Genomic DNA, 25,462 nt, shown 5'->3' with positions numbered 1-25,462 from the left:
TTGATATATGGTATAGGTTTATGATAAATTTAAAATAAATGTGAAAAGTAGGGATTATTTATGAAAAGTTTAGTAGTGTTTTATTCATTAGAAGGAAATACAAAGCTTATAGCTAATATTATAGCTGAAAAATTAAATGCTGATATTTTGGAATTAATGCCAGAAAAAGTCTACTTCAATTCAGGATTCAAGAAGTTTCTTTGGGGTGGTAAAAGCGTGATATTTAAAGAAAAACCAAAGCTTAAGAATAATGAGATTAATATAGAAGATTATAAAAATATATTTATTGGTACACCTATATGGGTAGGAACATATGCACCACCATTTAATACTTTTTTAGATATGTATAACATACAAAATAAAAACATTGGATTATTTGCCTGTCATGGTGGCGGTGGAGCATCAAAATTTTTTAAGAATGTAAAGAAAAAAATTCCTAATAATAATTTTATAGGAGAAATTGATTTTTTTGAACCGATTAAAAATGATAAAGATGAAAACATAGAAAAAGCAATAAAATGGATAGATAAAATTATTATGTAAATAAGAGAGTCAGTAACTCAAATTTGTTACTGACTTTTTAAATTATATTTGGAGGAAACTTTCATGAATTTTGAGTACAAAGGTGAAAAAATAGATTTTAAAATTATACGAAGAAAAAGAAAATCTATTTGTATAAAGATTGATATTACTGGAGAAGTACAAGTTATAACTCCTATGAGTATATCAAAAGAATATATATTAAATTTTGTTAATTCTAAAGGTAATTGGATTATTGAAAAGAGAAAAGAATTAAAAAATGTGTTAAATAAGAAAGTGAAGAGAGACTTCAAGAATGGAAGTACATTTATGTATTTGGGAAAGGAATATCCCCTTCATTTAATTTTTAATGATAAAGTTAAAACTGTATCTGTAAACTTAATTGCTGTAGATTTAACTTCAAATATAGAACAAGATTTAAAGTTTATTGTAAACACTAATACATATGATAATGATAAATTAAAAAAAGCTTTAGAAAGTTGGTATAGAAAAGAGACTTTAAATATAGTTAAAGAGAGAATAAACTTACATAAATCTAGATTTAAAGGCAAGATAACTAAAGTCACAGTTAAAGAGCAAAAAAGAAGATATGCCAGTATAAATATAAAAAATGAAACCTTTTTTAATTGGCGAATAAGTATGGCTCCAATTGAAGTAATTGATTATATTGTTGTGCATGAAATGTGTCATATGGATTTTAGAAATCATTCAAAACAATTTTGGAATAGAGTAAAAGAAGTTATACCAAATTATAAAATATATCATGATTACTTAAAAGAAAATGGGATTAATATGACTATAGATTAATAAGATGTGTAAGGGTTGTTATAAAGATAAATAGTTTTATATTAAATGTTACAGATAGATTATAAAAAGATGTTTTTTTGCATATATCAACACATTACTAAAACACAGTCTATAATTAGAATTAAATATAATAAAGCAAAAAGATTCATATACCGGTTGTTGGTGCGTTGATTTTTTTATGGTATTTTTCATTTGCACAATGGAATACTTTTAGCAAGGTGGAAGGATATTTAGAAGCTATATCACTAATGTTTCCTTTAGTAATAGGTATTGCAACTTCAATGGTTGTAGAGCAAGAATTTATGGCTGGAGAATTTAAAGAAATTTTAGGAACTCAATATGGAAAGACAAAATGCCTTTTAAGTAAAATTCTTATTTTGCTTTGTACAGGATTTCTATCTACTATATTAGCTGTAGGAATTTTCTTTATCGGATTTCAATATATTTTAAAGCAAAATGAATTATCACTAAACTTTTATATTAATTCAGTATTAATTATATTTGCAAGTCAAATTTTCCTTTACTTATTTCATTTATGGATAAGCTTTATTTTAGGAAATGGTGGATCTATTGGAATTAGTATATTTGAAAGTTTAATTTCTGAATTGCTGATTACAGGGCTTGGAGAGGGGATATGGCAGTGGATACCATGTGCATGGGGAATAAGACTTATAGCTTATTTTTCTATCAATTGGGTAAATAATGGAATAAATCCTAATGGATTTGCAAGTTTTTATGTTGGGATTCAGAATAGTATTGCATTAACTATTTTATTAGCAATATCATTTGTAGTTTGGTTTAAATCTTATGAAGGAACAAAGTATGTTTAAAAGTTAGAGTTTTTAATAATATTACAATTTAAGTAACTTCTTTAAAGATTATTATAATATTTTAAGTTATATCTTATTTGGTATGATAAGCATATATATTAATAATAAAATGATTAATGTTTATAGGGAGATTATATGAAAAGACTACTTTTAATATTATTATCTTTAATATCATTTATAATGTTTGTTGGATGTGAAAAATTCAAAAATAATACAAAATTAGTATATGAACCATTATCAGAAAAAGAAGAGTGTTTATTAGATCTTACAGGAAATGAAGTATTAATGTATAAATTAAATAATATACCTGGTGATAAAAAATATGATATTTCATTAATTTATGAAGTTTATAAAAATACAGAAAAAATAAAAGAAGAAGTTATTACAGGTTTTAAGGAAGATGAACCTAGTGGAAAAAGTGAAATTGAAACATTAGGATTAAATATTCATAACAATGAAATAAGGTTTATTTCGGGTAAAGAAGGGGCTTATGCTAGTGGAAGCTATAATTTAGATGAAGATTTAAGCAAGTATTCAAAGGCTTTTTTTACGAACAATGCAAATTTAACAATTGGAACAGATATATATATTTATTATGCTAACTCAGGAGATGAAATTAGGACTGATATTCCATTAGGGGTTCCTATTAAATTAAGTAATATAAATGATATTTTAAAAGATAATGAATATACTGTTTTAATTAAATTGTCTTTTAAAGAAATATAGCAAGCAGGGGGAATAAGAGTGGCACATATTTTAGCTATAGATGATGAAGTGGGAATATTAAATATTATAAAGGTTGCATTAGAAAAAGAAGGACATGTAGTAACCATTGTTTCTAAGGCTAATGAAATTTCATATAACCAATATACTAAATATGATTTAATATTATTAGATGTAATGATGCCAGAAATTGATGGATTTACTTTGTGTAATAAAATTAGAAATTTGGTAGATTGTCCTATGGTGGAGATGACTATATAACTAAGCCTTTTGGAATAAGTGAATTAAGAGCTAGAGTAAATGCACATTTAAGAAGGGAATGTAGAGAAAAACAAAATGCCTTTTATATTTCTGAACTTAAATTTTATATAAATGCAAAAGAAATATATAATAATGAAGAATTAATTCCATTTACAAAAAGTGAATATAATATATGTAAATATTTGGCATTAAATCATGGACAAGTATTTTCAAAGGAACAAATTTATGAAAGTGTTTATGGATATATCAATATGCTACTAAAATAGAGCCAAAGAATAGTAATATGAAAAAATTAAAGTAGATAAATATATTTTCAATAAATTTATCTACTTTAATTTTCTTATGTATTTAGTATTTTCAAATACGAAGAAATTATATTTAAAACATCATTTATTTAAATCTTTATATATAACAAACTTATTGTTTTTTAGTATTTCAAAAAATTTAATTAATCTTTGATAGAATACTTTATCATCATCATCAAAATTTTTTTTAACCGTTTCTGCTATTTCTCCAATATTTTTTATATCATCAATGCAATTCCAAACAAAGCTTCCATGCTGGTCTAGTTTTATTTCGCTTTTTCGAGGCACTTTAAATATTTTTTGTGCTATTTTATCAAATATACCAGTTCGTATTACCTCTACAACTACAATATCATTTTCTATAGATTCCCAGGTAAATTTAGGATTTCTAACTGGTACATAATCTAAATAATTTATATTTTTTTTCTTCAACTTTATCTCCTTCTAATATTTAGATAGCGCTAAAAGATATTTTATCATATTAGGCAATTTTAAATAAATAACTAGTTAGTATGCTAGTTTACTTTCATATACCTTACTAAAAAATATCTTTTAACGCTTTTCACTAAAATATTTATTTTAAATTATTTATTAGTTAAGCTTGTTTTTTATCTTTATTCCAAATTGAGAATTTAAATAAAGTTAATACTAAAATTAAAAATGCAATTAGAGCACCAATATTACCTAAAGATATTTTTGATGATAAATCTATAATTTTACCTATTGATTTTCCATTAATATTAATTATTGCCAATATAGCAAGGAGTATACCTACTAATCCTTCTCCGGCAATAAGTCCTGAAGTATATAAAATACCTCTATCAATTGCATCTTTTCTCTTTTCTTTACTTATTTTTTTCTTCTTTTCAAAGTATAATCTTACAATACCACCAACCATAATTGCTGAACTTAAATGAATTGGTAAGTATAATCCAACAGCAAATGGTAATACCGGAATTCCAAGTATTTCAACTGCAACTGCAATACCTACACCTATAAATACTAAATTCCATGGTAGATTTCCATTCATAACTCCTTCTACAACCATTTTCATTAATGTTGCTTGTGGTGCTGGAAGCTCTGCTGATCCATATCCCCATGCTGAGTTTAATAAATAAAGTACTCCACCGATTGTTAATGCAGAAATTGTAACTCCTATTAGTTCACCAATTTGTTGTTTATATGGAGTAGATCCTACAATATAACCAGTTTTTAAATCTTGTGAGGTATCTCCAGCTATTGCTGCAATTATGCATATTACTGATCCAATTGCTATAGCAGATAGCATACCTTTTTGTCCAATATTTCCTGTTGCTTTTAAAATCATAGTTGTTATAAGTAATGTAGCTATTGCCATACCAGATACTGGGTTATTACTACTTCCAACTAATCCAACAAGTCTTGATGATACAGTTGCAAAGAAGAATCCAAATAATGCAATTAATATTGCTCCACCAAATGAAACTGGAACGGCTGGAACTAATCCTATCATAATTATAGTAAGTACTATTAAAATTAAAACTATGCTCATAGGTATATCTTTATCTGTCCTAGATAATTTTTTATCAGATTGATTTCCAGAAAAATCTTTGATTGCTTGAATAAAAGTTGTGACTATTAAAGGCAATGATTTAACCAAACTAATAATACCTCCAGCAGCCACGGCTCCTGCTCCTATGTATTTTAAATAGTTTGCCCAAAGTTCAAATGAACCTAATGCACTAATTGGAACTGTTGCTGGATAAAAAACTGAACTTCCACCAAATAAGCTAATTAAAGGTAGTATTGCAATCCAACCTATTATACCACCTGCAAACATATATGATGATATTTTAGGTCCACATATGTATCCAACACCAATAAGAGCTGGTAATACATCCATTCCAACTGCTGATCCTTTATAAGAAGAAATTTCATAATGAACTCTACTTGGAAATATTTTAAGTCCATCTCCTATAAATTTGTAAATAGCTGAAATACCAAGTCCTGCAAATACAGCTGTTGCTTTAGTTCCACCTTCTTCTCCAGCTAATAAAACCTCTGCACAAGCAGTTCCTTCAGGATATGGTAATACTCCATGTTCTTTAACAATAAGTGCTTTTCTTAGTGGTATCATAAATAATACTCCAAGTATTCCACCACATAATGCTATAATTGAAATTTCAAAAAGAGAAGGAGCAGCTTGTCCCCACTTTTTCATCCATATAAATATTACAGGTAGAGTAAAGATTGCACCTGCTGCAACAGATTCACCTGCTGAACCTATAGTTTGTACCAAATTGTTTTCTAAAATAGAATCTTTTCTTAATATAATTCTTATAACTCCCATTGAGATAACCGCTGCTGGTATTGAAGCTGATACTGTCATACCAACTCTTAATCCTAAATAGGCATTAGCAGCTCCAAAAATAACAGCCAAAAGTATTCCTAATAATATTGAAGTAATTGTAAACTCAGGTAATACTTTATCAGCCGATATAAATGGCTTAAATTCTTTGTTTTTTTCCATTATTTTTCCTCCCTATATAATGCAAAATTGATTATGAACAATTTAAATAAAATTTTGATCGGTTGTATAATGTTCATATCAATTTTTTGATATTTATATAATAAAAACATAACTATGATATCATATTATTAACTATTTTTCAACAAATGAGGATTTTAATGTAAAAGTAATCATATTATTTATAAATTTTTAATAGGATTTTAAAAGGTGATTTATGTTTGAAAAAGTTAATTATTATTAGTAAAAAATTCAAAAATATAGAAAATGGATATTTGTTGAATAAGATATAAAGGAACTTATATTTCAATAGGGTAATTATAAGATTTACAAGTTTATAGAACTGATTTTTAAAAATATTTTATGAAAAACTTTAAAATACCGTAAATTCATTTGTATATTGAATAATTACGGTATTTCTTAGTGGTTTTAAAAACAAAATGTTAGAGATGTTATTTTCCTCTATGTTTTGCTTTCTTTTTTTGTTGTTTTAACTGAAATTTTCTGTTCTTTTTATCTTCCTTTTTTTGTTTATTAAAAGATTTTCTTTCTAATTTGTTTTGTTCATGCTGTAACTTTAATGCCTGTTGAGATTTTGTTCCTACACCAGTATTTTTAAGTTGTTTATTAATCAATCTTTTCATACGTTTAGGATTCAATTTACGTTCAGCACGATTTGATTCTGTAATAATAGGTGAACTATAACGTAATCTATACAAATTTTTTAGGATAAAGTCATATACTTCATAATCTTTAGGCTCTTGTCCAAAAGTTATTTTAGAAATTTTTAGTGTACCATCTGAAATATATTCATAAATTCCAACCCAAAATGGTTCCTCAAAAAATACAGTTAGTTTTGACGTTACTTTGTTCATGTTAATTCCTCCTTAAATAATTATAAACAAAGAAAGGACAACCAAGGAGGCAGGTTACTGATAGCAATAAATGCTATGCCCGGACTATCAACCGGGACTGTGTTTTTATCTCTGTATATTTAATTTTACCCAATAAGATTAATTTTTAAAGGGTAATAATATATTTATATTATTATAATAGGTTAATATATTTTATTTTAAAACTAAAGTTATTTTCTCAGTAGATGTTTCAAGAAACATATCTAAAGTTTTCATTTCTTTTCTACACATATCTAAAATTCTATTTCTTGATAACTTTCTTTGATAATAGTCGTGTACATATCTATTTCTTAATTTGATAATTCCTTGAAGTTTCTTTGAATCTTCTTTAGAGATAAATCCAAAGTCACTAGATAATTGAACTATGTCAGGCCCAGATTTATTTGGTATAAAATTATCAGTAGAAACTAAATAAGTTTCACACATATCAATTATAAATTCGCAAAAAGAATTAAAATAAGAAATCATAGCTTCATCAACTATTTCATCTTCACTATTTGGACTTCTTTCTAAACATTCGCGTATTCTAAATAAAAAAACTTTACTTTCAGAAAAATTTTCTTCTAACTTTTCTTTTTTGTATTTATAATAAACCATTTCTATACTCCTTTAAATTTTTTAAATTTTCTTCTCGTATTATTTCCAAGTATTCCCTATCTCTTTTAAAAGTAGAATAGCCCAAGATATAATCTAAATATTTTTCTTTTAAAATAATTATTTTATCATTACTATTTATAAGTAGTTCGCCAAATGGATAAACAAAACCATTTATAAATGTTAGATGTATATTATCATGTTGAAAATGATTTTGTAAAATACGCACTAAATAATCTTCAATTTCCAGTTCGTCTGCCCATTCTAGTTCTTTAATAGATAGAATCATAATATCTATATCACTTCTGTTTTTATCAAAACAATCTTCATTATAACTTCCAAAAGTACCAATACATATAATGTTTTTTAGATTACTTAAATTTAATGTACAATCAGATAATTTAACTCTATCCATATATTATCACTCCAATTAAATTTTATCACATATATCTTTATTATATCATAAAGCAATTAATGAAAATATATACTGATATTTAAGATTTATAAATTATAACTAATGAAACAATCGAATGGTAAAAATTTGTATATATGCATTATGAATGGTAGAATATATAAAAAAGGTAACTAATAGTTAAATATCTTAAGGAGGAAATTTTAATGCTAAATAAAAAGCTAAGTAGGATATTAGGTCCAGTTCTTGGTATTATGGTATTTATGGCAAGCTTAAGTATAGGACAAGTAAAAGTTTTAGCAGATGATAAGGGAAATGATAATTCAGTAGCTTTAAAGAACGCAATCTGCCATGATTATAAAGACTATTCAATTAACATAAACAAAAGCGTTGAGCAAAATGGTTTTAAAGTAACTTTAGATAAGGTCACTGGAACAAAACATTTTTTAAAAGTACAAGTAAAAGTTCAAAGTGCTAAGGCTCTTGATAAAGAGGAAATGGAGGACATAATAGCTAAAATAACATTTAACGAAAATGGTGAAAGTATTGGAAAAAGTGGGTCGAGATGGACTGAATATATAGATGATAATACAGCATTAATTAATATAACAGAGGAAATTGAGAATGCAGAATATATAGAAAAAGGCGATTTGAGAGTAGATATAGCAATTCCAAGTTATAAGATTAATGCAGGAATAGATGCATATGTGGATTTTTCAGAATCGTTCAGAAATACATTGGAAAAAGAAATATCTGTAGACGTTCCAAAACTTAACCTTACACTAAATAAATTAGAAGCTGATATTATGGGAACTAAACTTAAGTATACATCACATTGCGCAGAAAGAGATCAGGATAAAGAAGATACTATAGGTTCATCAATGATATTAAAAGTAGGAGATAGAATGTACAAAACTAGCTCAGCAGGAAATTATTCTTTTAATGACAAAGAAAGTGAAGGAAGTTATAGAGCAGAAGCTGTAACGTATGCAAAGCTTAAAGATGAAAATGACTTTAGTATAATACCAGTAAACTGTGATATGTCTTATGATGAAGTAAACAAAACTTATGATAATAATATAATGGAATATTATGAAAAACTAGATTCTAGTAAAGAAACACTTAATAATGTTAAATATTTAAAAGAATTTAAATTTTCTGATGGCACTAAGGGAGAGATATATAATATAGAAAGAAAAGACAATATAGTAAAAGTATATTGCAAAGGAAATTCACAAAAAGAAAGTTTATTAATGGCAAGCAATATGTATATGAATTATGAATTTGATGATTCTAATGTTGGATTAAATGATATGTATGATTATAATAAACATATGAGCTTTTATAAGGATAAAAATGAAGATCTTGGTTATATTGTGGAATTTAATAATGTAGATAAGGATAAAATATTGAATTTAGATATTTATTCTGCCATAAGTCAAATAGATAGATTTAAATTAGGTGATGAAGTAGAGATATCTAAATAATTTAGATATTATTGGTTTCTATTTATAAGTTTATAAGCTTTTAATGAGTAGAGTTAAATTTAAAAGGGAGAGAGTTTAATGATAAATAGAAAGCTAAGTAGGATATTAGGTCCAGTTCTTGGTAGTATGGTATTTATAACAAGCTTAAGTATAGGACAAGTAAAAGTTTTAGCAGATGATAAGGGAAATGATAATTCAGTAGCTTTAAAGAACGCAATCTGCCATGATTATAAAGACTATTCAATTAATATAAACAAAAGTGTTGAGCAAAATGGTTTTAAAGTAACTTTAGATAAGGTTACTGGAACAAAACATAATTTAAATGTAGTTTTAAAGGTAGAAAGTGATAAGCCTATTGATAAAGAAAAAACAGAAAAATTTATAAGTGAAGTAACTTTGGGAAATAGTCATAGTAATAACAGTTGCATATGGTTTGATTATTTAGATGATAAATCATTTATAATGCATTTGAATGGAAAAAATCATGAAGATAAAGAAAAATTTCCAGAAAAAGGAGAACTGAGAGTAGATCTTGCGTTACCAAATTACAAAGTTAATGTAGGAATAGATGCTTATGTAGATTTTTCAAAGTCATTTAAAAAGATGATACAAGAAAAAATAGCTACTAAAATACCAGAGTTTAATTTAGTTTTAGATGAACTAGAATCAAATGTTGTGGGAACTAGATTTAAATGTAGTGGGACTTATGATGAAAAAAATAATGAAGAAAAAGATTCGGTAAATTCCTTTTTGATATTAAAAAAAGGAAATATAATGTATAGACTATCTTCAGATGGATTCTGGTTATCTGATGGGGAAGTAGAAGGTGAATATATAGCTAATTCAGCAACTTATGATAGGATTAAAGATACTAATGACTTGAGTATTATTCCAATAGTTGGTCATATGTCATATGAAGAAATGTATAATATGTATGAAAAAGATAAAGAAAATATTTTTAATGATAAAGATAAGGAAATATTAAACAATGTAAAATATAAAAAATCATTTGAATTTTCTGACGGAAATAAAGGCGAAATATATAATATAGAAAGAAAAGATAATAAAATAAGAGTTTATTGCAAAGGAAGTACAGAAAAAGCAGGATTTTTAATGGCAAGTAATATGGTTATGTATGATGAACCAAATAAAGAGACTGAGAGTTTTAATAATACCTATGATGGAAGTAAATATATGAGTTTTTATAAGAATCCAAATGATGAACTTGGGTATATTGTAGAATTTGGAAATGTTAAAGATAATAAATTAAAAGAAATTCATTTTGATTGTACTACAAGTGAAATAGATAAATATGAAATAGGTAATGAAGTAGAGATATCTAAATAACTAAAATATAGAGCTATACTAAACTTGATTAAGTGAAATTAGTATAGCTCTATTTTTATATATTATACAGTTTTTTTAAAAATCTAAATTTACATAATAGTTTATTAATTTAAGTAATATTAAATACTCATCTTTTGAATCGTTTCCCAAGTAATTTGATAGTCTAGGTAGTGATACTGTAACTAAAGTAAGCATTAATGTATTAACTAAATTCATGATTCTTTGTGCAGTATAATAATATCCTATTTACTTATATTTATTTTACAAGTTTACATTTTGTTGGTTAATATGTCAATTAAATAAATAAATAAGATATAATGAGTTTTTAAGGAGAGGATATGTTGTAGAATTTAATATACCTCTATTTTTATTTGTAAAGAAAATTATAGAATTTTTAAAGTATGAAAGGATTACAAAACCTAAATAGAGAGATTTATACTTTAATTGTTTATTGTCAATTTAAATATGGAGTAGCCACCTTTTTAAATATGTTATAATTTACCTTAAAATTTAAATTTATTTAAAATATTGATAGATATATTAATTTTTAAACGAAGTATTAAGTGTAAGTGATAAAGCACATTAAAAAACAATAAATCAGTATGTGTTTTTATGTGTGTAAATTAATAGAGCAAGCTTGTTTTAGAGAGAAGGTTAAAAATGAAAATCGAAGAGAAAAACTTTATTTTTGAGTTAATGAAGAAAAATGAAAAAGCTTTAGATTATGTTATTGATAATTATGGATGGATTATTAAATCTATAGTAAAAAAGCATTTATATAATCTACAAAGTATTCAAGACGAATGTATTAATGATATATTTCTTGGAATTTGGAATAATATTAAAAGTTTTGATAGAGATAAAGGGGATTTTAAAAATTGGGTAGCTGGAATATCTAAATTTAAATGTATTGATTATAAAAGAAAGTATCTAAAAGGTTTAGAATATGCGAACATAGATGATTTAAATATAAGTATTCCAGATAATACACATGAGGAGATTATAAAAAGTGAATTAGATACGGATATTAAGGACATGCTAAGCTGTTTAAAAGAAAAAGATAGAGATTTATTTTATAAGGTATATATTGAAGAAAAAGAAATCAATGATATAACCAAAGAAATGGGTGTTAAAAGACACGTTATTTATAATAGATTGTCTAGAGGAAAGAAAAAAATTCAAAAGATATTTAAGGTGCTAGAAAGTAGAGGGTAGGAATATGAAAAATGATATATATACTATGTTAAACGAAGTAAATATAAATATAGATGATTATGAAAGAAAAGATTTTAATGATATAGAGAAGAAAAAGATAAAATCTAATTTAAAAAAATCAATTTTAAAAAAGAAGCCTAGAAAAAGAGGGATGATAGCAGCAGTAGCTATTGCAATTTTAACAATTGGTGTATTTGGAAGTAATATTCAGGCAGCAACATTATTAAGTATAAAGGAAGATATGACTAGCTTCTTAGGAATAGAAAGAAATTTAGATGAATATAAGACTGTTGTAAATAAAGCTATAACTTATAATGGAATAACAGTTCAATTAAATGAAGTAATATTAGATGGAAATGAAATGACAGTTTCTTATAATATAAGTTCTGATAAAAGATTAGAAGAGTATGAGTCTTACGATGCAGATAATGATATTTATATAAATGGGAAAAAATTAAGTACTGGAGCCAGTGGTAGTGCTGGAAATATTGACGATTATACTACACAATCAGTATTAACTTATACTTTAAAAGATAAAGATTTAAGTGGAGATTTAAATATAAAAATATCTTGTTCAGGAATAATGTTAAACGATAAGTTTACAAAAGGAAAGTGGAATTTTGAATTTAAGACTAATGGTGATCAATTAAAAGTAGATACTAAGAAAATATTACTTAATAACAAATTTACTCTTGAAAATGGTCAAGAATATACATTGGAAAAATATACAGATAACTCTTTAGGTCAAAAGATTTATGCATCAATATCTAATTTTCAAACAAAATCCGCATATGATATAAGTTTAAAAGGAACTGATGATTTAGGTAATAAAGTCAAATTTTCTTTACGTCATCAAGAAAAAGAATATGGGTTGTTTAAGATAGAAAACATACATGGAAACCTTAATGAAAATGCTAAAATATTAAAGCTAACTCCATATGCAGCTAAATATCCAGAAAATAGTGGAAAGATGAATAACAAATATAAAAAAGTAGGAGAAGAATTTATAATAGATTTATCTAAACTAAAATAAAGCTTAAAGGTTTTTTATAAGAGATGTTTTAAAGATTGGTTGATATATGAAATAGGTAAAATGGTATTGTAATTGAATTTTGAAAATTTTTTACTTAGTCTGGTTTTACTTACTCATATATCAACATTTTTTATTTTTTGGGAATTTAAACTATTAATTTAGACTATTAAAGAATTTGTGATAATTTAAATTATGATATTGTTTTAAAGTTAAGAAATGAATTATAAAGGATAAAAGAAAAATATATTATTCTATTAGATTTTTTATATAGTTTTAAAAAGGAATATGGTGAAAAAATTTTTATTTTACTTGGATAATTAAGAGCAAATAATAGAACAATAATAGAGTAAATTAATTAGGAATATTTAAAAATTTATAAGAAAAGATAATAATGTCTTATAATTTTTACTTAAAATTAAAAAATATATTTGCTTTAGGAGGAATAAATAATGAAGGTAACAAACCCTGAAGAACTAACTAAAAAAATTAAAGAGTTAAGAGAAGCACAAAAGAAATTTGCTAATTTTAGTCAAGAGCAAGTTGATGAAATTTTTAGGCAAGCAGCTATGGCAGCTAATGACAATAGAATTAAGTTAGCTAAAATGGCAGTAGAAGAAACAGGAATGGGTATTGTAGAAGATAAGGTTGTAAAGAATCACTTTGCAGCTGAATACATATATAATCAATATAAAGATATGAAAACTTGTGGTGTATTAGAAGAAGATCTTACATATGGAATTGAAAAGGTTGCAGAACCAATAGGTGTTATAGCAGCTATAGTTCCAACAACTAATCCTACATCAACAGCTATATTTAAAACTTTAATAGCTTTAAAAACTAGAAATGCCATAATAATATCACCTCATCCAAGAGCAAAAAATTCTACAATTGCAGCTGCAAAAATAGTTTTAGATGCAGCAGTTAAAGCAGGAGCACCAAGTGGAATAATTGGTTGGATAGATGAACCATCAGTTGAATTATCTCAAAATGTTATGAGAGACTGTGACATAATACTTGCAACGGGTGGTCCTGCAATGGTTAAAGCAGCTTATTCATCAGGAAAACCAGCTTTAGGAGTTGGGGCAGGAAATACGCCAGCAATTATAGATGAAACAGCTCATATTAAAATGGCAGTTAATTCAATTCTTTTATCTAAAACATTTGATAATGGAGTAATTTGTGCATCAGAACAATCCCTTGTTGTATTAGATGAAGTTTATAATGAGGTTAAAAATGAGCTGGCTGAAAGAGGGGCTTATATTTTAAAACCAGATGAAATAGATAAGGTAAGAAAGATTATTTTAAATGAAAAAGGTGGATTAAATGCTGATATAGTAGGGCAACCAGCATATAAAATAGCAGCTATGGGTGGAGTTAATATTCCAGAAACCTCGAAGGTATTAGTTGCTGAAGTTGAATCAGTAGAACTTGAAGAACCATTTTCACATGAAAAATTATCACCAGTACTTGCTATGTATAAAGCTAAATCTTTTAAAGAAGCATTAGATAAAGCTGATAGATTAATAATACTAGGTGGTATGGGTCATACATCTATACTTTATACAAATGAAATAAAATGTAAAGATAGAATTGAAGAATTTGGTGAAAGAATGAAAACAGCTAGAACCCTTATAAATATGCCAGCTTCTCAAGGTGCAATAGGAGATTTATTTAACTTTAGATTAGCCCCATCTTTAACTCTTGGTTGTGGTTCATGGGGTGGAAACTCAGTTTCAGAAAATGTTGGACCTAAACATTTAATTAATGTTAAAACTGTAGCTAAAAGGAGAGAAAATATGCTTTGGTTTAGAGTTCCTGATAAAATTTACTTTAAATATGGATGTTTACCTGTAGCACTTCAAGAGTTAGGTGATATGGGTAAGAAAAAAGTATTTATAGTAACAGATAGAGTATTATTTGATTTAGGGTATACTGATAAAATCACTGAAGTATTGGATAGATGTAAAATCCATTATAAGATATTCTCAGATGTTGAACCAGATCCAACTTTAAAGGTTGCTAAAGCAGGAGCTAGAGAAATGTTAAGTTTTAATCCAGATGTTATAATTTCTCTTGGTGGAGGTTCTGCTATGGATGCTGCTAAGATTATGTGGGTTATGTATGAGCATCCAGAAATTAGATTTGAAGACTTAGCTATGAGATTTATGGATATAAGAAAGAGAGTATTTAAATTCCCATCTTTAGGAGAAAAAGCAATGATGGTTGCTATTGCAACTTCAGCAGGTACTGGATCAGAAGTAACACCATTTGCTGTTATAACTGATGAAGAAAGTGGAATAAAGTATCCATTAGCTGATTATGAATTAACTCCTGATATGGCTATAGTTGATGCGGAACTTATGATGACATCTCCTAAGGGATTAACAGCATGCGCAGGTGTTGATGTATTAGTTCACTCAATAGAAGCATATGTTTCAATAATGGCATCTGAATTTACTAATGGATTAGCTTTAGAAGCTATAAGATTAGTATTTAAATATTTACCACAAGCATATAATGAAGGTTTAACTAACATTAAAGCTAGAGAAAAAATGGCTCATGCTTCTTGTATGGCAGGTATGGCATTTTCTAATGCTTTCCTTGGAATTTGTCACTCAATGGCTCATAAACTAGGTGCATTCCATCATCTACCACATGGTATGGCAAATTCATTATTAATAAATGAAGTAATAAAATTTAATGCAAGTGATGCACCAACAAAACAAGCAGCTTTTGCACAATATAAATATCCAAATGCTACATATAGATTTGCTAGAATTGCAGATTATCTAGATTTAGGTGGAAAAAATGATGAAGAGAAGGTAGAATTATTAACTAAGGCTATTGAAGATTTACAAAGAAAATTAAGTATGCCGATGACAATAAAAGACGCAGGTGTAAGTGAAGATAAATTCTATGCTACATTAGATGAAATGGTTGAGCAAGCATTTGATGATCAATGTACTGGAGCTAATCCAAGATATCCATTAATGAGAGAATTAAAAGAAATGTATATAAATGCATATGGAACTAAACCTAAAAAACAAGGAACAGATAAAAAAGATAATAAAAAGAAATAAAGATTAAAATAAAAGTTAAATATTATTAGCTTAAATTATATAATACCTCGGTAGAAATATCGAGGTATTTTTTTATTCTTTAGGAATTTATAAAGATCTTAAAGTTGTGAATAACTTTTAAAATATTAAGTTTTAAAGGATACTAAAATATTATCGATTATTTTAGTATAGTAATAAAAACTAAAGATAAGAAGGTGTGTAATTATGGATATAAAAATTCTTATAGCAGAGGATGATGTGGTTTTTAGAGAACTCATATGCGATATAGTAAGAAAAGAGGGATATACACCAATTGAAGCATGTGATGGTAAAGAGGCAATAGATATATTCTTTGGTTTAAATGATATTGATCTTCTAATATTAGATATAATGATGCCTATATATGATGGAATAGAAGTCCTTAAAGAGATTAGAGAGAAGTCAGATGTACCAGTAATTATTTTAACAGCATTAGACGATGAAAAAAATGAGGTTTTTGGACTTGAAAAAGGAGCAGATGATTATATTGCAAAACCCTTTAGTTATAAAGTATTTACAGCTAGACTTAATAAGATTGTAAGAAAATTAAATAAAGAAAAAGTTAATGAAATAGTTACAGGTAATATAAGGATAAATCAAGAAAAACATAAAGTAATAGCAAATAATTTACAAGTTAAGTTAAATAATAAAGAATACAGTCTTTTGACTTACTTTATTAAAAATAGTGAAAGAATACTATCTCGTGATCAAATATTAAACAAAGTATGGGGATATGATTTTTGTGGAGATATAAGAACTGTAGATACACATATAAAAACTTTAAGAGCTAAACTTTTAGAATGTGGAAAATATATAAAGACAGTACGAGGTAGTGGATATATGTTTGAAGGAAAAGATCATGAAAACAATTAGAACAAAGTTACTTTTAATATTTACAGTAGTTATGATTTTCTTAGTTCTATGTGGAATATTTTTAAATTCAATATTTTTAGAATCTTATTATATTTATAAAAACAAGAAAATTTTTCTATCAGCTAATAAAAAAATTACTAGTAAATATATTAATGATAAAGAGAATATGGATGAGTACATAGATATGATAGATAATATTGACAATATAAGAACTATTATTGTTAATGAAAATTTCAACATAGAATATAATTCTTTTCCTAAAAAAGAACCTAATAGAAGAGATAGGGGTCTATCTAAAGAAATCAAAGAAACTATTTTAGAAAATGAAGATAAACTTTTAAATGAATATGTATATTATATTGAACAAAGACATGATGATAGTATGAATAAATTAATTTTTATTTCATCAATGAATAATGGTAAATTTATTATTTTAAGTAAATCTCTTAAGGGAATTTATGAAAGTGCTTCAATAGCAAATCAATTTTATATGCTTGCAGCATTAATAGTGATTATTATTGGAGGAATATTTATATTTATTTTTTCTAAAAAGATAACAAAACCCATTATAGAAATGAGTAACGTTGCAGAAAACATATCAAATCTTAAATTTGATAAACGTGTACACATTAATTTAAATGATGAAATGGGAAGTTTGGGAAAAAGTATTAATAAAATTTCAGAAAAATTAAGCACTAGTATAAATGATCTTAAGGAAGATGTAGAAAAACGAAAACAACTTGTTAGAGATATGTCTCATGAGTTAAAAACTCCAATAGGTATAATTAAAGGATATGCTGAAGGTATTAAATATGGTGTAGCTTATGATAAAGAAAAGATAGAAAGATATTGTTCAGTTTTAGTTGAAGAATGTGACAGAATGGACAGACTGATACAAGAACTTTTAAATCATTCTATGATGGAATCTGGTACGGTTAAAATAAATAGGACAAGTTTTCAGATTAAGGAATTTGTAACAAAGATAATAGAACGATTTAGTCAAATATTTATTGATAAATGTATTGATTTTAAATTGGTATGTGAAAATAATTATGTTATATCTGCTGATAGTAACATGTTAGAAAAAGCCATAAATAATTTTATTACAAATGCTATTGATCATGTAGATGGAAGAAGAGTTATTGAATTAACCATTGAAAATAAAGAAGATGGAATAGAAATAAGTGTTTTTAACACAGGAAGTTATATACAAATAGAAAATCTCGAGAAAATTTGGGATGTGTATTATAAGACAGATAAAGCGAGATCTAGAACATATGGAGGTCATGGATTAGGATTATCAATTGTAAAATTAATAGCAGATCTTCATGGAGGTAGTACTAAAGTGAAAAACATAGAAGATGGTGTAATATTCTCTCTTAAAATACCAAATTGTATTATAAAATTAGATAAATAAAGGCTTTATATGAATTTAGTCAAATGAATGATCAAAAAATGTTTTACATTTATTTTTATTAATAAATAATTTTAGATATCACTAATATAAATGGAAATTTATTCTCTAAAATATGTTATTTATTTATTTCACATAAATTTCACAAAAAAGTTTTATTATATATTTAAATTAGTTATTAACGAATGCGCTTAAGGTCAAATCAGTAAATGAAATAGGGATTAAAAGGAGAGAGAATTATGAAAAAAAATAAATTATTAGTAATGGCTGTTGCAGCTATAATGGCAGTGTCAAATGTGGTTCCAGCATTTGCAGTTGAAACTACTACACAAGATTTGCCAGTTGATACAAATGTGACTGACACTATTCTACAAGATGTGCCAACTACTGAAATAAATACTGAAACAACTACTGAAGAAAATATTGATTTAGATTTTGATAGTGATATTGTAGGGGATGTTGAAGCAGGTATAGAAACAGATTCTGAAGTTCAAGAACTTACTGAAATAGAGATATCTACAAAACTTAGTGAAAAAGCAGCACAACTTGGAGTAGATATTACAGGTTTATCACAAGAAGAAGTAAGATCTAAGATAAGAGAAGCATTAGCAGTACAACTTGGAATTGATATAACAGGATTATCAGAAGAAGAAGCAAAAGCTAAAATAAGAGAAGCTATGGATGAGAAAGATTTAAATACACCAGAAAGACTTATAGAAAAAGCAGAAAAACTAGGAGTGGATATTACAGGTTTAACAACAGAAGAAGCAAAAGCTAAAGTAAAAGTAGCTATTGAAGCAGAAAAGCTTGCAAAACTTACTGAAAGAGCTACAAAGTTTGGAGTAGACATAACAGGATTAACAAGAGAAGAAGCAAAGATTAAAATAAGAGAAGCAGTATCAATAAGACTTGGATTAGATATAACAGGATTATCACAAGAAGAAGTAAAAGCTAAAATGAAAGCTGCTATTGAAGAGAAAAAATTAGCAAAAGTTACTGAAAGAGCTACAAAACTAGGAGTAGATATTACAGGACTTAATAGTAAAGAAGCAAAAGATAAAATTAGAGAAACACGTAAAGAAACAAAGGAAGCAATAAAGGAAGCTAGAAAAGAAACAAAAGAACAAGCAAAAGAAGCTCGTAAACAGCTAAAAGAAACAAAGAAAGAAAATCATAAAATAAAAAAAGAAAATCATAAAGCAAAAAAAGAGAATCGTAAAACATCAAAAAAAATGAAATAGCAATTTAGAAGGAGTCATAGATAGTTTTGTATAAAAGCAAAATTATCTATGATTTTTTTATTCTTTAGAAATTCAATATAAAAATTATATTTCTATTAATTTAAAAGATATGAATAAATATAAAATTGATATATCTGCAATAGAAGGAATGGAAATAATTAAAAACAATAATAGAATAAGTGAAGAATTTTTTGAATTTTATTGTGTATCTAGAAGATATAGGAATAGATTGGTTCATAGATATAAAATGCCTAAAGATAAAGAAATTCTATTAAATATGGAAAATAATTTAAAGTTTATTTATGAACTTGAATTAAGTATAAAAAATATAATTAAAACAAAATAATATCATATATAATTATTTTACTATAACTAGAATTAAAATTGTGATATGATATATTAAAATAAAAAATAGAAGAGATGGATGAATTAATGGATAAAAATAAAAAACAAAGTACTGGATTAAACTATAATAAGGCAGTAAAGCAAAATAAAAATTTTATGTATAATGATTTGAGAAGAAGTAATTGTTATAACTGTGATTTTACAGGTTCAAATTTCAATTTTGCAAGTTTTAGAGGAGCTCATTTTAAAGATTGTAATTTTTTTGAATGTACATTTAAATCTGCTGAGTTTATAGGAAGTAATCTTAAAAAAAGCAAATTTAGAAGAGCTAAGCTTGAAGATACTGTATTTGAAGGGGTAAATTTAAGTGGAGCAGATTTTAGAGATGCAAAATTAAAAAATGTAATATTTGTAGCTACTGATTTAAGTAATGTTAAGAATTTAGAACTTAATAAATCATCAATTAGAATATTTGAAGAGCATCCAATTATTGAAATGAGTGAAGAATTAAAAAACTCTATAAATTTAGCATTAGAAAATGAAAAGATAAAAAAATCAAGACTTCTTGATAATAAAGATGGTGATATTAATACTTTGAGTGTAATGATACTTTTAGAAAAGTTTAATGAAAAGAGTTTAATATCTGGATTAAAAATTCTTTGTGATAGAGTAGATAGAGATTTTTGTACTTTAAGCTACATAGTAAAAGCTATACAAACTTATCAAAAAGAGGGAATAATATAAAATAAAAGCGTGGCTAAAAGTCGCGCTTTTATTTTATAGTACAATCGAGAATGTAGAATAATTTGTGTAAATTAAATATTTTAATATATTGTATAACTGGAAATTATGTTTCCAGTTATATTTTTAATATTTTTACAAATACTAAAACTACGTGGTTTCATAATTTTAGTATGCACTAAAATAAGTATTATATACTGTAATTTTCTAATAAGTACAAGCTATATTGCTAACGCTTCCTCGATTCTATCTTTGAACATTATTTCTAATTTTAAAAGAGTTATTCCCCAATTAGCTATTGGTGAAGTCCATTTTTTCATAACTTGATCTGTTGCTAAATATAATGATTTTCGCAAAGAATCATCTGTTGGAAATACTGTTCTAATTTTAGTGAATTTTCTTAATTGCCTATTAAATCCTTCTAGTGCATTAGTAGTGTAAATCATTTTTCTAATTTCTTTAGTATATGAAAAATATGTAGACAATCTATCCCAATTTTCATACCATGAATCTATTACAGTACTATAAACATCATCCCATTTATTCTTTAGCCTATCGAGCTGCGTTAGCGCTATCTCCTCTGTATCTGCTTTATACACCAGTTTTAAGTCTTTCATAAATTCTTTTCTATTTTTATATGATACATATTTCATTGAATTTCTTATTTGATGTATTATGCAATTTTGAATACATACTTTTGGAAAAACAGCTTTAATAGCATCTGGTAATCCTCTTAAACCGTCCATACATGCAATTAATATGTCTTTAACACCACGATTATTTAAATCATTACAAACGCTAAGCCAAAATTTTGCTCCTTCGGCTTCGCCAATCCATATTCCTAATATATCTTTATAGCCTTCCATATCAACACCCATGCAAATATAAGCAGCCTTTGTAACTATTCTATGTTCGTCTCTCACTTTAAAATGAATAGCATCCATATAAACTATAGGATACACAGGATCTAACATTCTATTTTGCCATTCAGCAGCTGCAATCATTACTTTATCTGTTATTTTAGATATCATTGATGGAGATACATCTATTCCATATAATTCTTCCAGTTCGGATTGAATGTCTCTTGTAGACATTCCACGAGCATATAAACCAATTATTTTTTTATCTAATTCATTACAATCAGTTTCATATTTTCTTATAGTTCTTGGTTCAAACTCTGATTTTCTATCTCTAGGAATATCTATAGGTATCTCCCCGTAGCTGCTTCTAACATCTTTTTTTGAATACCCATTTCTATAATTCTTGTCACTATCGTTATCGGTTCTCTCATATTTTTCTCTACCTAAATGTTCTTCCATTTCAGCTTCAAGTAGTTGTTGCATAACATCTTTTAATAATCTTTGCATTAACCCATTCTTACCCACAACATCGTCCATACTTTTGCATTTCTTTATTTCTTCTTGATAATTTATATCTGGTACTCTCATTTGTAATCCTCCTCTAATATTCATAAGTATATTATTCCAAATCTACCATAAAACCATTCAAAAAAAGATGTAGTAGATTTGCTTTTACACAAATCTCACTACATCCCCGTACAATCAAGTACTAATAGGTTTTTTATTATTTTTTGGTTTATTAAATTTATTAGAGAATACTATTTTTAAGAGTAATGGTGTAATTACTGTTGTTATAATTATCATTATTATTATTGGTCCAAAAAATACAGAGGACATTAAACCTAATTCAGCACCTTTATCTGCAACAATTAATGCCACTTCACCTCTAGATACCATACCAGCACCTATTTGAAGAGATTCTAAAGAAGAAAATTTACATAGCTTGGCAGCAACACCACAACCTAAAATTTTAGTTAAAATGGCTATTATTACAAGTACTATAGAAAATATAATCATTGATAATGTCATTGCTGGTAACTTAAATTTTATCCCTATACTTGCAAAAAATACTGGGGAAAGTAACATATAAGATAATATTTCAAAACGTGATGCTATATATTTAGAATAGGTAGTTTTTGAAATTATAAGCCCAGCTATAAAAGCACCAGTTATATCAGCAACTCCAAAAAATACTTCTGCACAATAAGAAAGAACTAAACAATATACAAAAGATAGTATTACAAATCTACGCATACCTTTTCCATGATGCAATTGTATTTTTGCAAAGAATTTATAAAATATAAAACAACAAATTGCAGCAAAGATAAAAAATTCGAAAATTTTAAATAAAACCAACCAAACATTTATATTTGAGTCTGCAAAACTAGTAACTATAGTTAATGCAATTATACCTAAAATATCATCTATAATTGCAGCGCCCAAAATGGCACTTCCAACATTTGTACTAAGCTTGCCCATCTCTCTTAGGGTTTCAACGGTTATGCTAACAGAAGTGGCTGTGAGTATAACTCCAATAAATATATTTTGTAAAATTATACTGGAAGATGCATCAGAAATAGATGGATCATTATTAAATATAGAACCAACTAAAAATCCCCCTATAAGTGGTATAAGCACACCTGTTAATGCAATAATAAATGAAGAATGTCTACTTTTTTTTAATTGGTTTATATCTGTTTCTAAACCAGCACAAAACATTAAAACAATTACTCCAATTTCAGAAAGTTTAGTTAAAAACTCAGTTTCATGTAAGAGGTTGAAAACAGTAGGCCCAAATAGAACACCAGCCATTAATGCTCCAACCACTTGAGGAAGCTGAAATCTTTTGTTTGCTATTCCTAAAACTTTTGTAGTTAGTAGTATTAAAGCTAAATCAAATAAGAAATGATAAGAATTCATAAATAGTATCCCTCCTTTATGTATTCAATAGAAATATTAAACAAAAATTCTATATAGTATATAATACTATTCAAAATAATACTAATTAGTACAAAAACAAATAGAATTATTAGAGTTTATTAGTACTATAAACGTTTAAAATTTAATAAATATATTTTTAATATTGTAGAAAATATTAAATTAAAATAATATAAAAACATATCTTAGTATTATATTAAAGATAAAAATAAAAAAGGTTCAACTTTAAATAAAATTGAACCTTTTTATAGTAAATTATTTTATATTTTTACTATAATAAAAATAGCTAGCTATTATAGGAATAATACTTGCAATAAGTATTGCAGTTACCAAAATTATAAATTGAATATTTCCAGTAAAAAATAGAGAACTTACTGTTATAAATAATCCAGATAATACAAATAATTTTCCACCTAATCTATGAGTTTTTTTCCAAATATCCTCATTAGTTAGAGTCCAAGGAGTTCTAATTCCAAAGAAAAAGTTACTTTTAGATTTTGGAAGATAATTTCCTATTAAAATAAATATTATACCAATGATAAATGGAATAATTTTATATATTGGAATATCATATCCAAGTGAAGTTATTATAACTACAATATGTAAAATAAAAAAGAAAGTAACTATAATATTTGTTATAATAGTATAACTTGTATTAAATTTATTGTAATTTTCTTTTTTAGGGTCAATTTTAGGAATAAATAACATACCACCCCATATAAAAATCATAATTATAGGTGGCAGAAATGCTGCAAATATTTTAGGCCCATAATTGTCAATTTCACCATATGCATTCCAGTGCATAGGCATTTCATTTGGTAATTTAGAGTATAATAAAATGCTTATTAAAAATGCAGTAATTATTAATGTTATATTATAAATTTTAGTTCTATTTTTCATAATTTAATCCTTTCCTTTATTATTAGTATTTAAAAATGATATAAACCACTTCATAACATCTTCAAAAACAGAAGTATTAAGTGAATAATAAATATATTGTCCTTTTCTTTCGTCATTTACAAGTTCGGCTTGTCTAAGAATGCTTAAGTGATGAGATATACTAGGTTTTGTGATTTTAAAATAATCAGAAATATCACCTGCTGTCATATCTTTTTCTTTGAGCAAATCTAGAATTTCTCTTCTTGTATTATCAGAAAGAGCTTTAAAAGCATCATTAAAAGACAAATAATCACTCCTTTTTTAGTAAGTATTAGATATTTAGATAATTATCTAAATATCTAATATAAATATATATCATATATGTAAATTTATCAATGGATATATTTTGGAAAAAATTCCATATAGATTAAAAATATTATTAGATTAGACAATAACTATGGTAAAATAAAAAATATAGAGTCAATTTAGAAAAAATTTTATTAAACAAATTTTTTTAAAAGATATATAAGGAGAGCGTATGAGTATATTTAATAGAAAAAATCAATTAAATATTGATATAGGAGAAATAACAGAGAGTGTAGTTGATTACTCAAAATCAATTGAAGAATTAACTAATTATTATGATGAACAATTAATTTTAATTAAAAAAGGAAGAAATGAATTAGCAACATTAGAATTGATGATGCTTGGATATGGAATAGATTTTATAGAATGGATTAAGGAAGCATTTAAAATAGAACTTACATTAAGTGAAAAAAGTCTAAATGAATTTAATAAAATATTAGAAGAGATACATGAAATGTATCGTATAAATGGATTAAGAGAAGAAGTAATTAATGATTTATTAAAAAAATGTAGTGCTTATTTTGGACTTATGATTCTTGCCAATTATAAAGGCTCTTGGGTAGATTCAAATTTAGGACCTGCAATTCAAGTGAATGGAGTCAATGCATTTGTGTATAATTGTATTGGTAGAAGGATTAAAAGCAATGAAGATAGTGATGTATTGGCATTTTATTATGCTTTAGGAGAAAACTTAGAAGAAAAATTTTTAATGTAGCATTTACATAGAATCATA

Annotated in this window: 25 protein-coding genes and 1 pseudogene; 16 read left to right on the top strand and 10 right to left on the bottom strand. The window is 26.0% G+C overall.

Annotated elements, in window-relative coordinates:
• The first annotated feature begins 60 nt into the window (after positions 1-60).
• From BGI42_RS08785 to BGI42_RS08765, 5 genes and pseudogenes are all read left to right on the top strand, one after another.
• Entirely contained in the window at positions 61-543 is a 483-nt protein-coding gene (locus BGI42_RS08785) for a flavodoxin family protein (protein WP_069679955.1), read from the top strand.
• 63 nt (positions 544-606) lie between these two features.
• On the top strand, positions 607-1,347 hold the full coding sequence (locus tag BGI42_RS08780) for a M48 family metallopeptidase (protein WP_069679954.1): 741 nt from the start codon (positions 607-609) through the stop codon (positions 1,345-1,347).
• 143 nt (positions 1,348-1,490) lie between these two features.
• A complete protein-coding gene (locus tag BGI42_RS08775) occupies positions 1,491-2,177 on the top strand; it encodes a lantibiotic immunity ABC transporter MutG family permease subunit (protein ID WP_084023867.1) in 687 nt (228 codons plus the stop codon).
• Positions 2,178-2,312: 135 nt separating this feature from the next.
• A complete protein-coding gene (locus BGI42_RS08770) occupies positions 2,313-2,903 on the top strand; it encodes a hypothetical protein (RefSeq protein ID WP_069679952.1) in 591 nt (196 codons plus the stop codon).
• An 18-nt stretch (positions 2,904-2,921) separates the two neighbouring features.
• Positions 2,922-3,406, top strand: a pseudogene (locus tag BGI42_RS08765) (response regulator transcription factor); the annotation flags it as partial.
• Between the two features lie 141 nt (positions 3,407-3,547).
• Here BGI42_RS08765 and BGI42_RS08760 read toward each other — a convergent pair.
• The 5 genes from BGI42_RS08760 to BGI42_RS08740 form a co-directional block, all read right to left on the bottom strand.
• Positions 3,548-3,898, bottom strand: a complete 351-nt coding sequence (locus tag BGI42_RS08760; RefSeq protein WP_158523401.1) for a PqqD family protein — start codon at positions 3,896-3,898, stop codon at positions 3,548-3,550.
• 163 nt (positions 3,899-4,061) lie between these two features.
• Complete coding sequence (locus BGI42_RS08755) at positions 4,062-5,975, bottom strand: OPT family oligopeptide transporter (RefSeq protein WP_069679950.1); 1,914 nt, start codon at positions 5,973-5,975, stop codon at positions 4,062-4,064.
• 449 nt (positions 5,976-6,424) lie between these two features.
• Complete coding sequence (locus BGI42_RS08750) at positions 6,425-6,847, bottom strand: YjdF family protein (RefSeq protein ID WP_069679949.1); 423 nt, start codon at positions 6,845-6,847, stop codon at positions 6,425-6,427.
• Positions 6,848-7,039: 192 nt separating this feature from the next.
• Entirely contained in the window at positions 7,040-7,483 is a 444-nt protein-coding gene (locus BGI42_RS08745; protein ID WP_069679948.1) for a HepT-like ribonuclease domain-containing protein, read from the bottom strand.
• The gene (locus BGI42_RS08740) at positions 7,470-7,895 is read right to left on the bottom strand and encodes a nucleotidyltransferase domain-containing protein (protein ID WP_069679947.1); all 426 of its coding nucleotides are present in this window, start codon (positions 7,893-7,895) and stop codon (positions 7,470-7,472) included. Before BGI42_RS08740 ends, BGI42_RS08745 begins: the two co-directional genes overlap by 14 nt.
• A 203-nt stretch (positions 7,896-8,098) precedes the next feature.
• On the opposite strand from BGI42_RS08740, the gene BGI42_RS08735 reads away from it, so the two are divergent.
• Together BGI42_RS08735 and BGI42_RS08730 are read left to right on the top strand one after the other, a co-directional pair.
• The gene (locus BGI42_RS08735) at positions 8,099-9,379 is read left to right on the top strand and encodes a hypothetical protein (protein ID WP_069679946.1); all 1,281 of its coding nucleotides are present in this window, start codon (positions 8,099-8,101) and stop codon (positions 9,377-9,379) included.
• A gap of 78 nt (positions 9,380-9,457) precedes the next feature.
• Positions 9,458-10,726, top strand: a complete 1,269-nt coding sequence (locus BGI42_RS08730) for a DUF4179 domain-containing protein (RefSeq protein WP_069679945.1) — start codon at positions 9,458-9,460, stop codon at positions 10,724-10,726.
• 75 nt (positions 10,727-10,801) lie between these two features.
• Here BGI42_RS08730 and BGI42_RS16070 read toward each other — a convergent pair whose 3' ends face one another.
• Complete coding sequence (locus BGI42_RS16070) at positions 10,802-10,942, bottom strand: hypothetical protein (protein WP_158523400.1); 141 nt, start codon at positions 10,940-10,942, stop codon at positions 10,802-10,804.
• Between the two features lie 444 nt (positions 10,943-11,386).
• Here BGI42_RS16070 and BGI42_RS08725 point away from each other — a divergent pair, with 444 nt between their 5' ends.
• The 8 genes from BGI42_RS08725 to BGI42_RS08690 all read left to right on the top strand — a co-directional run bounded on the left by BGI42_RS08725 (position 11,387) and on the right by BGI42_RS08690 (position 20,689).
• Positions 11,387-11,941 (top strand): sigma-70 family RNA polymerase sigma factor, encoded by a 555-nt coding sequence (locus BGI42_RS08725; protein ID WP_069679944.1) that lies wholly within the window; start codon positions 11,387-11,389, stop codon positions 11,939-11,941.
• A 4-nt stretch (positions 11,942-11,945) separates the two neighbouring features.
• Positions 11,946-12,974, top strand: a complete 1,029-nt coding sequence (locus BGI42_RS08720) for a DUF4179 domain-containing protein (RefSeq protein ID WP_069679943.1) — start codon at positions 11,946-11,948, stop codon at positions 12,972-12,974.
• A 449-nt stretch (positions 12,975-13,423) separates the two neighbouring features.
• Positions 13,424-16,054, top strand: a complete 2,631-nt coding sequence (gene adhE / locus BGI42_RS08715) for a bifunctional acetaldehyde-CoA/alcohol dehydrogenase (protein ID WP_069679942.1) — start codon at positions 13,424-13,426, stop codon at positions 16,052-16,054.
• Positions 16,055-16,258: 204 nt separating this feature from the next.
• Positions 16,259-16,945, top strand: coding sequence for a response regulator transcription factor (locus BGI42_RS08710; RefSeq protein ID WP_069679941.1), 687 nt, complete (start codon positions 16,259-16,261; stop codon positions 16,943-16,945).
• Positions 16,932-18,362, top strand: a complete 1,431-nt coding sequence (locus BGI42_RS08705) for a HAMP domain-containing sensor histidine kinase (RefSeq protein ID WP_069679940.1) — start codon at positions 16,932-16,934, stop codon at positions 18,360-18,362. Before BGI42_RS08710 ends, BGI42_RS08705 begins: the two co-directional genes overlap by 14 nt.
• A 236-nt stretch (positions 18,363-18,598) precedes the next feature.
• The gene (locus tag BGI42_RS08700; RefSeq protein WP_069679939.1) at positions 18,599-19,600 is read left to right on the top strand and encodes a hypothetical protein; all 1,002 of its coding nucleotides are present in this window, start codon (positions 18,599-18,601) and stop codon (positions 19,598-19,600) included.
• A gap of 109 nt (positions 19,601-19,709) precedes the next feature.
• Positions 19,710-19,946, top strand: coding sequence for a hypothetical protein (locus BGI42_RS08695; protein ID WP_242984714.1), 237 nt, complete (start codon positions 19,710-19,712; stop codon positions 19,944-19,946).
• 86 nt (positions 19,947-20,032) lie between these two features.
• Positions 20,033-20,689 carry a pentapeptide repeat-containing protein gene (locus BGI42_RS08690; RefSeq protein WP_069679938.1) on the top strand — a complete coding sequence of 219 codons (657 nt, stop codon included), beginning with the start codon at positions 20,033-20,035 and terminating at the stop codon, positions 20,687-20,689.
• A gap of 218 nt (positions 20,690-20,907) precedes the next feature.
• Here the strand turns inward: BGI42_RS08690 and BGI42_RS08685 are convergent, their stop codons facing one another.
• The 4 genes from BGI42_RS08685 to BGI42_RS08670 all read right to left on the bottom strand — a co-directional run bounded on the left by BGI42_RS08685 (position 20,908) and on the right by BGI42_RS08670 (position 24,669).
• The gene (locus BGI42_RS08685; RefSeq protein ID WP_069678411.1) at positions 20,908-22,134 is read right to left on the bottom strand and encodes an IS256 family transposase; all 1,227 of its coding nucleotides are present in this window, start codon (positions 22,132-22,134) and stop codon (positions 20,908-20,910) included.
• A 114-nt stretch (positions 22,135-22,248) separates the two neighbouring features.
• Positions 22,249-23,466 carry a cation:proton antiporter gene (locus tag BGI42_RS08680; RefSeq protein WP_069679937.1) on the bottom strand — a complete coding sequence of 406 codons (1,218 nt, stop codon included), beginning with the start codon at positions 23,464-23,466 and terminating at the stop codon, positions 22,249-22,251.
• Between the two features lie 273 nt (positions 23,467-23,739).
• A complete protein-coding gene (locus tag BGI42_RS08675; protein ID WP_069679936.1) occupies positions 23,740-24,384 on the bottom strand; it encodes an SdpI family protein in 645 nt (214 codons plus the stop codon).
• A gap of 3 nt (positions 24,385-24,387) precedes the next feature.
• Entirely contained in the window at positions 24,388-24,669 is a 282-nt protein-coding gene (locus tag BGI42_RS08670; protein ID WP_069679935.1) for an autorepressor SdpR family transcription factor, read from the bottom strand.
• Positions 24,670-24,901: 232 nt separating this feature from the next.
• Here BGI42_RS08670 and BGI42_RS08665 point away from each other — a divergent pair, with 232 nt between their 5' ends.
• Positions 24,902-25,444, top strand: a complete 543-nt coding sequence (locus BGI42_RS08665) for a hypothetical protein (RefSeq protein ID WP_069679934.1) — start codon at positions 24,902-24,904, stop codon at positions 25,442-25,444.
• Positions 25,445-25,462 lie beyond the last annotated feature (18 nt).

The organism is Clostridium taeniosporum, from assembly GCF_001735765.2.
In the GTDB taxonomy this organism is placed as follows: domain Bacteria; phylum Bacillota; class Clostridia; order Clostridiales; family Clostridiaceae; genus Clostridium; species Clostridium taeniosporum.
This window is presented reverse-complemented; position numbering and strand designations above follow the sequence as displayed.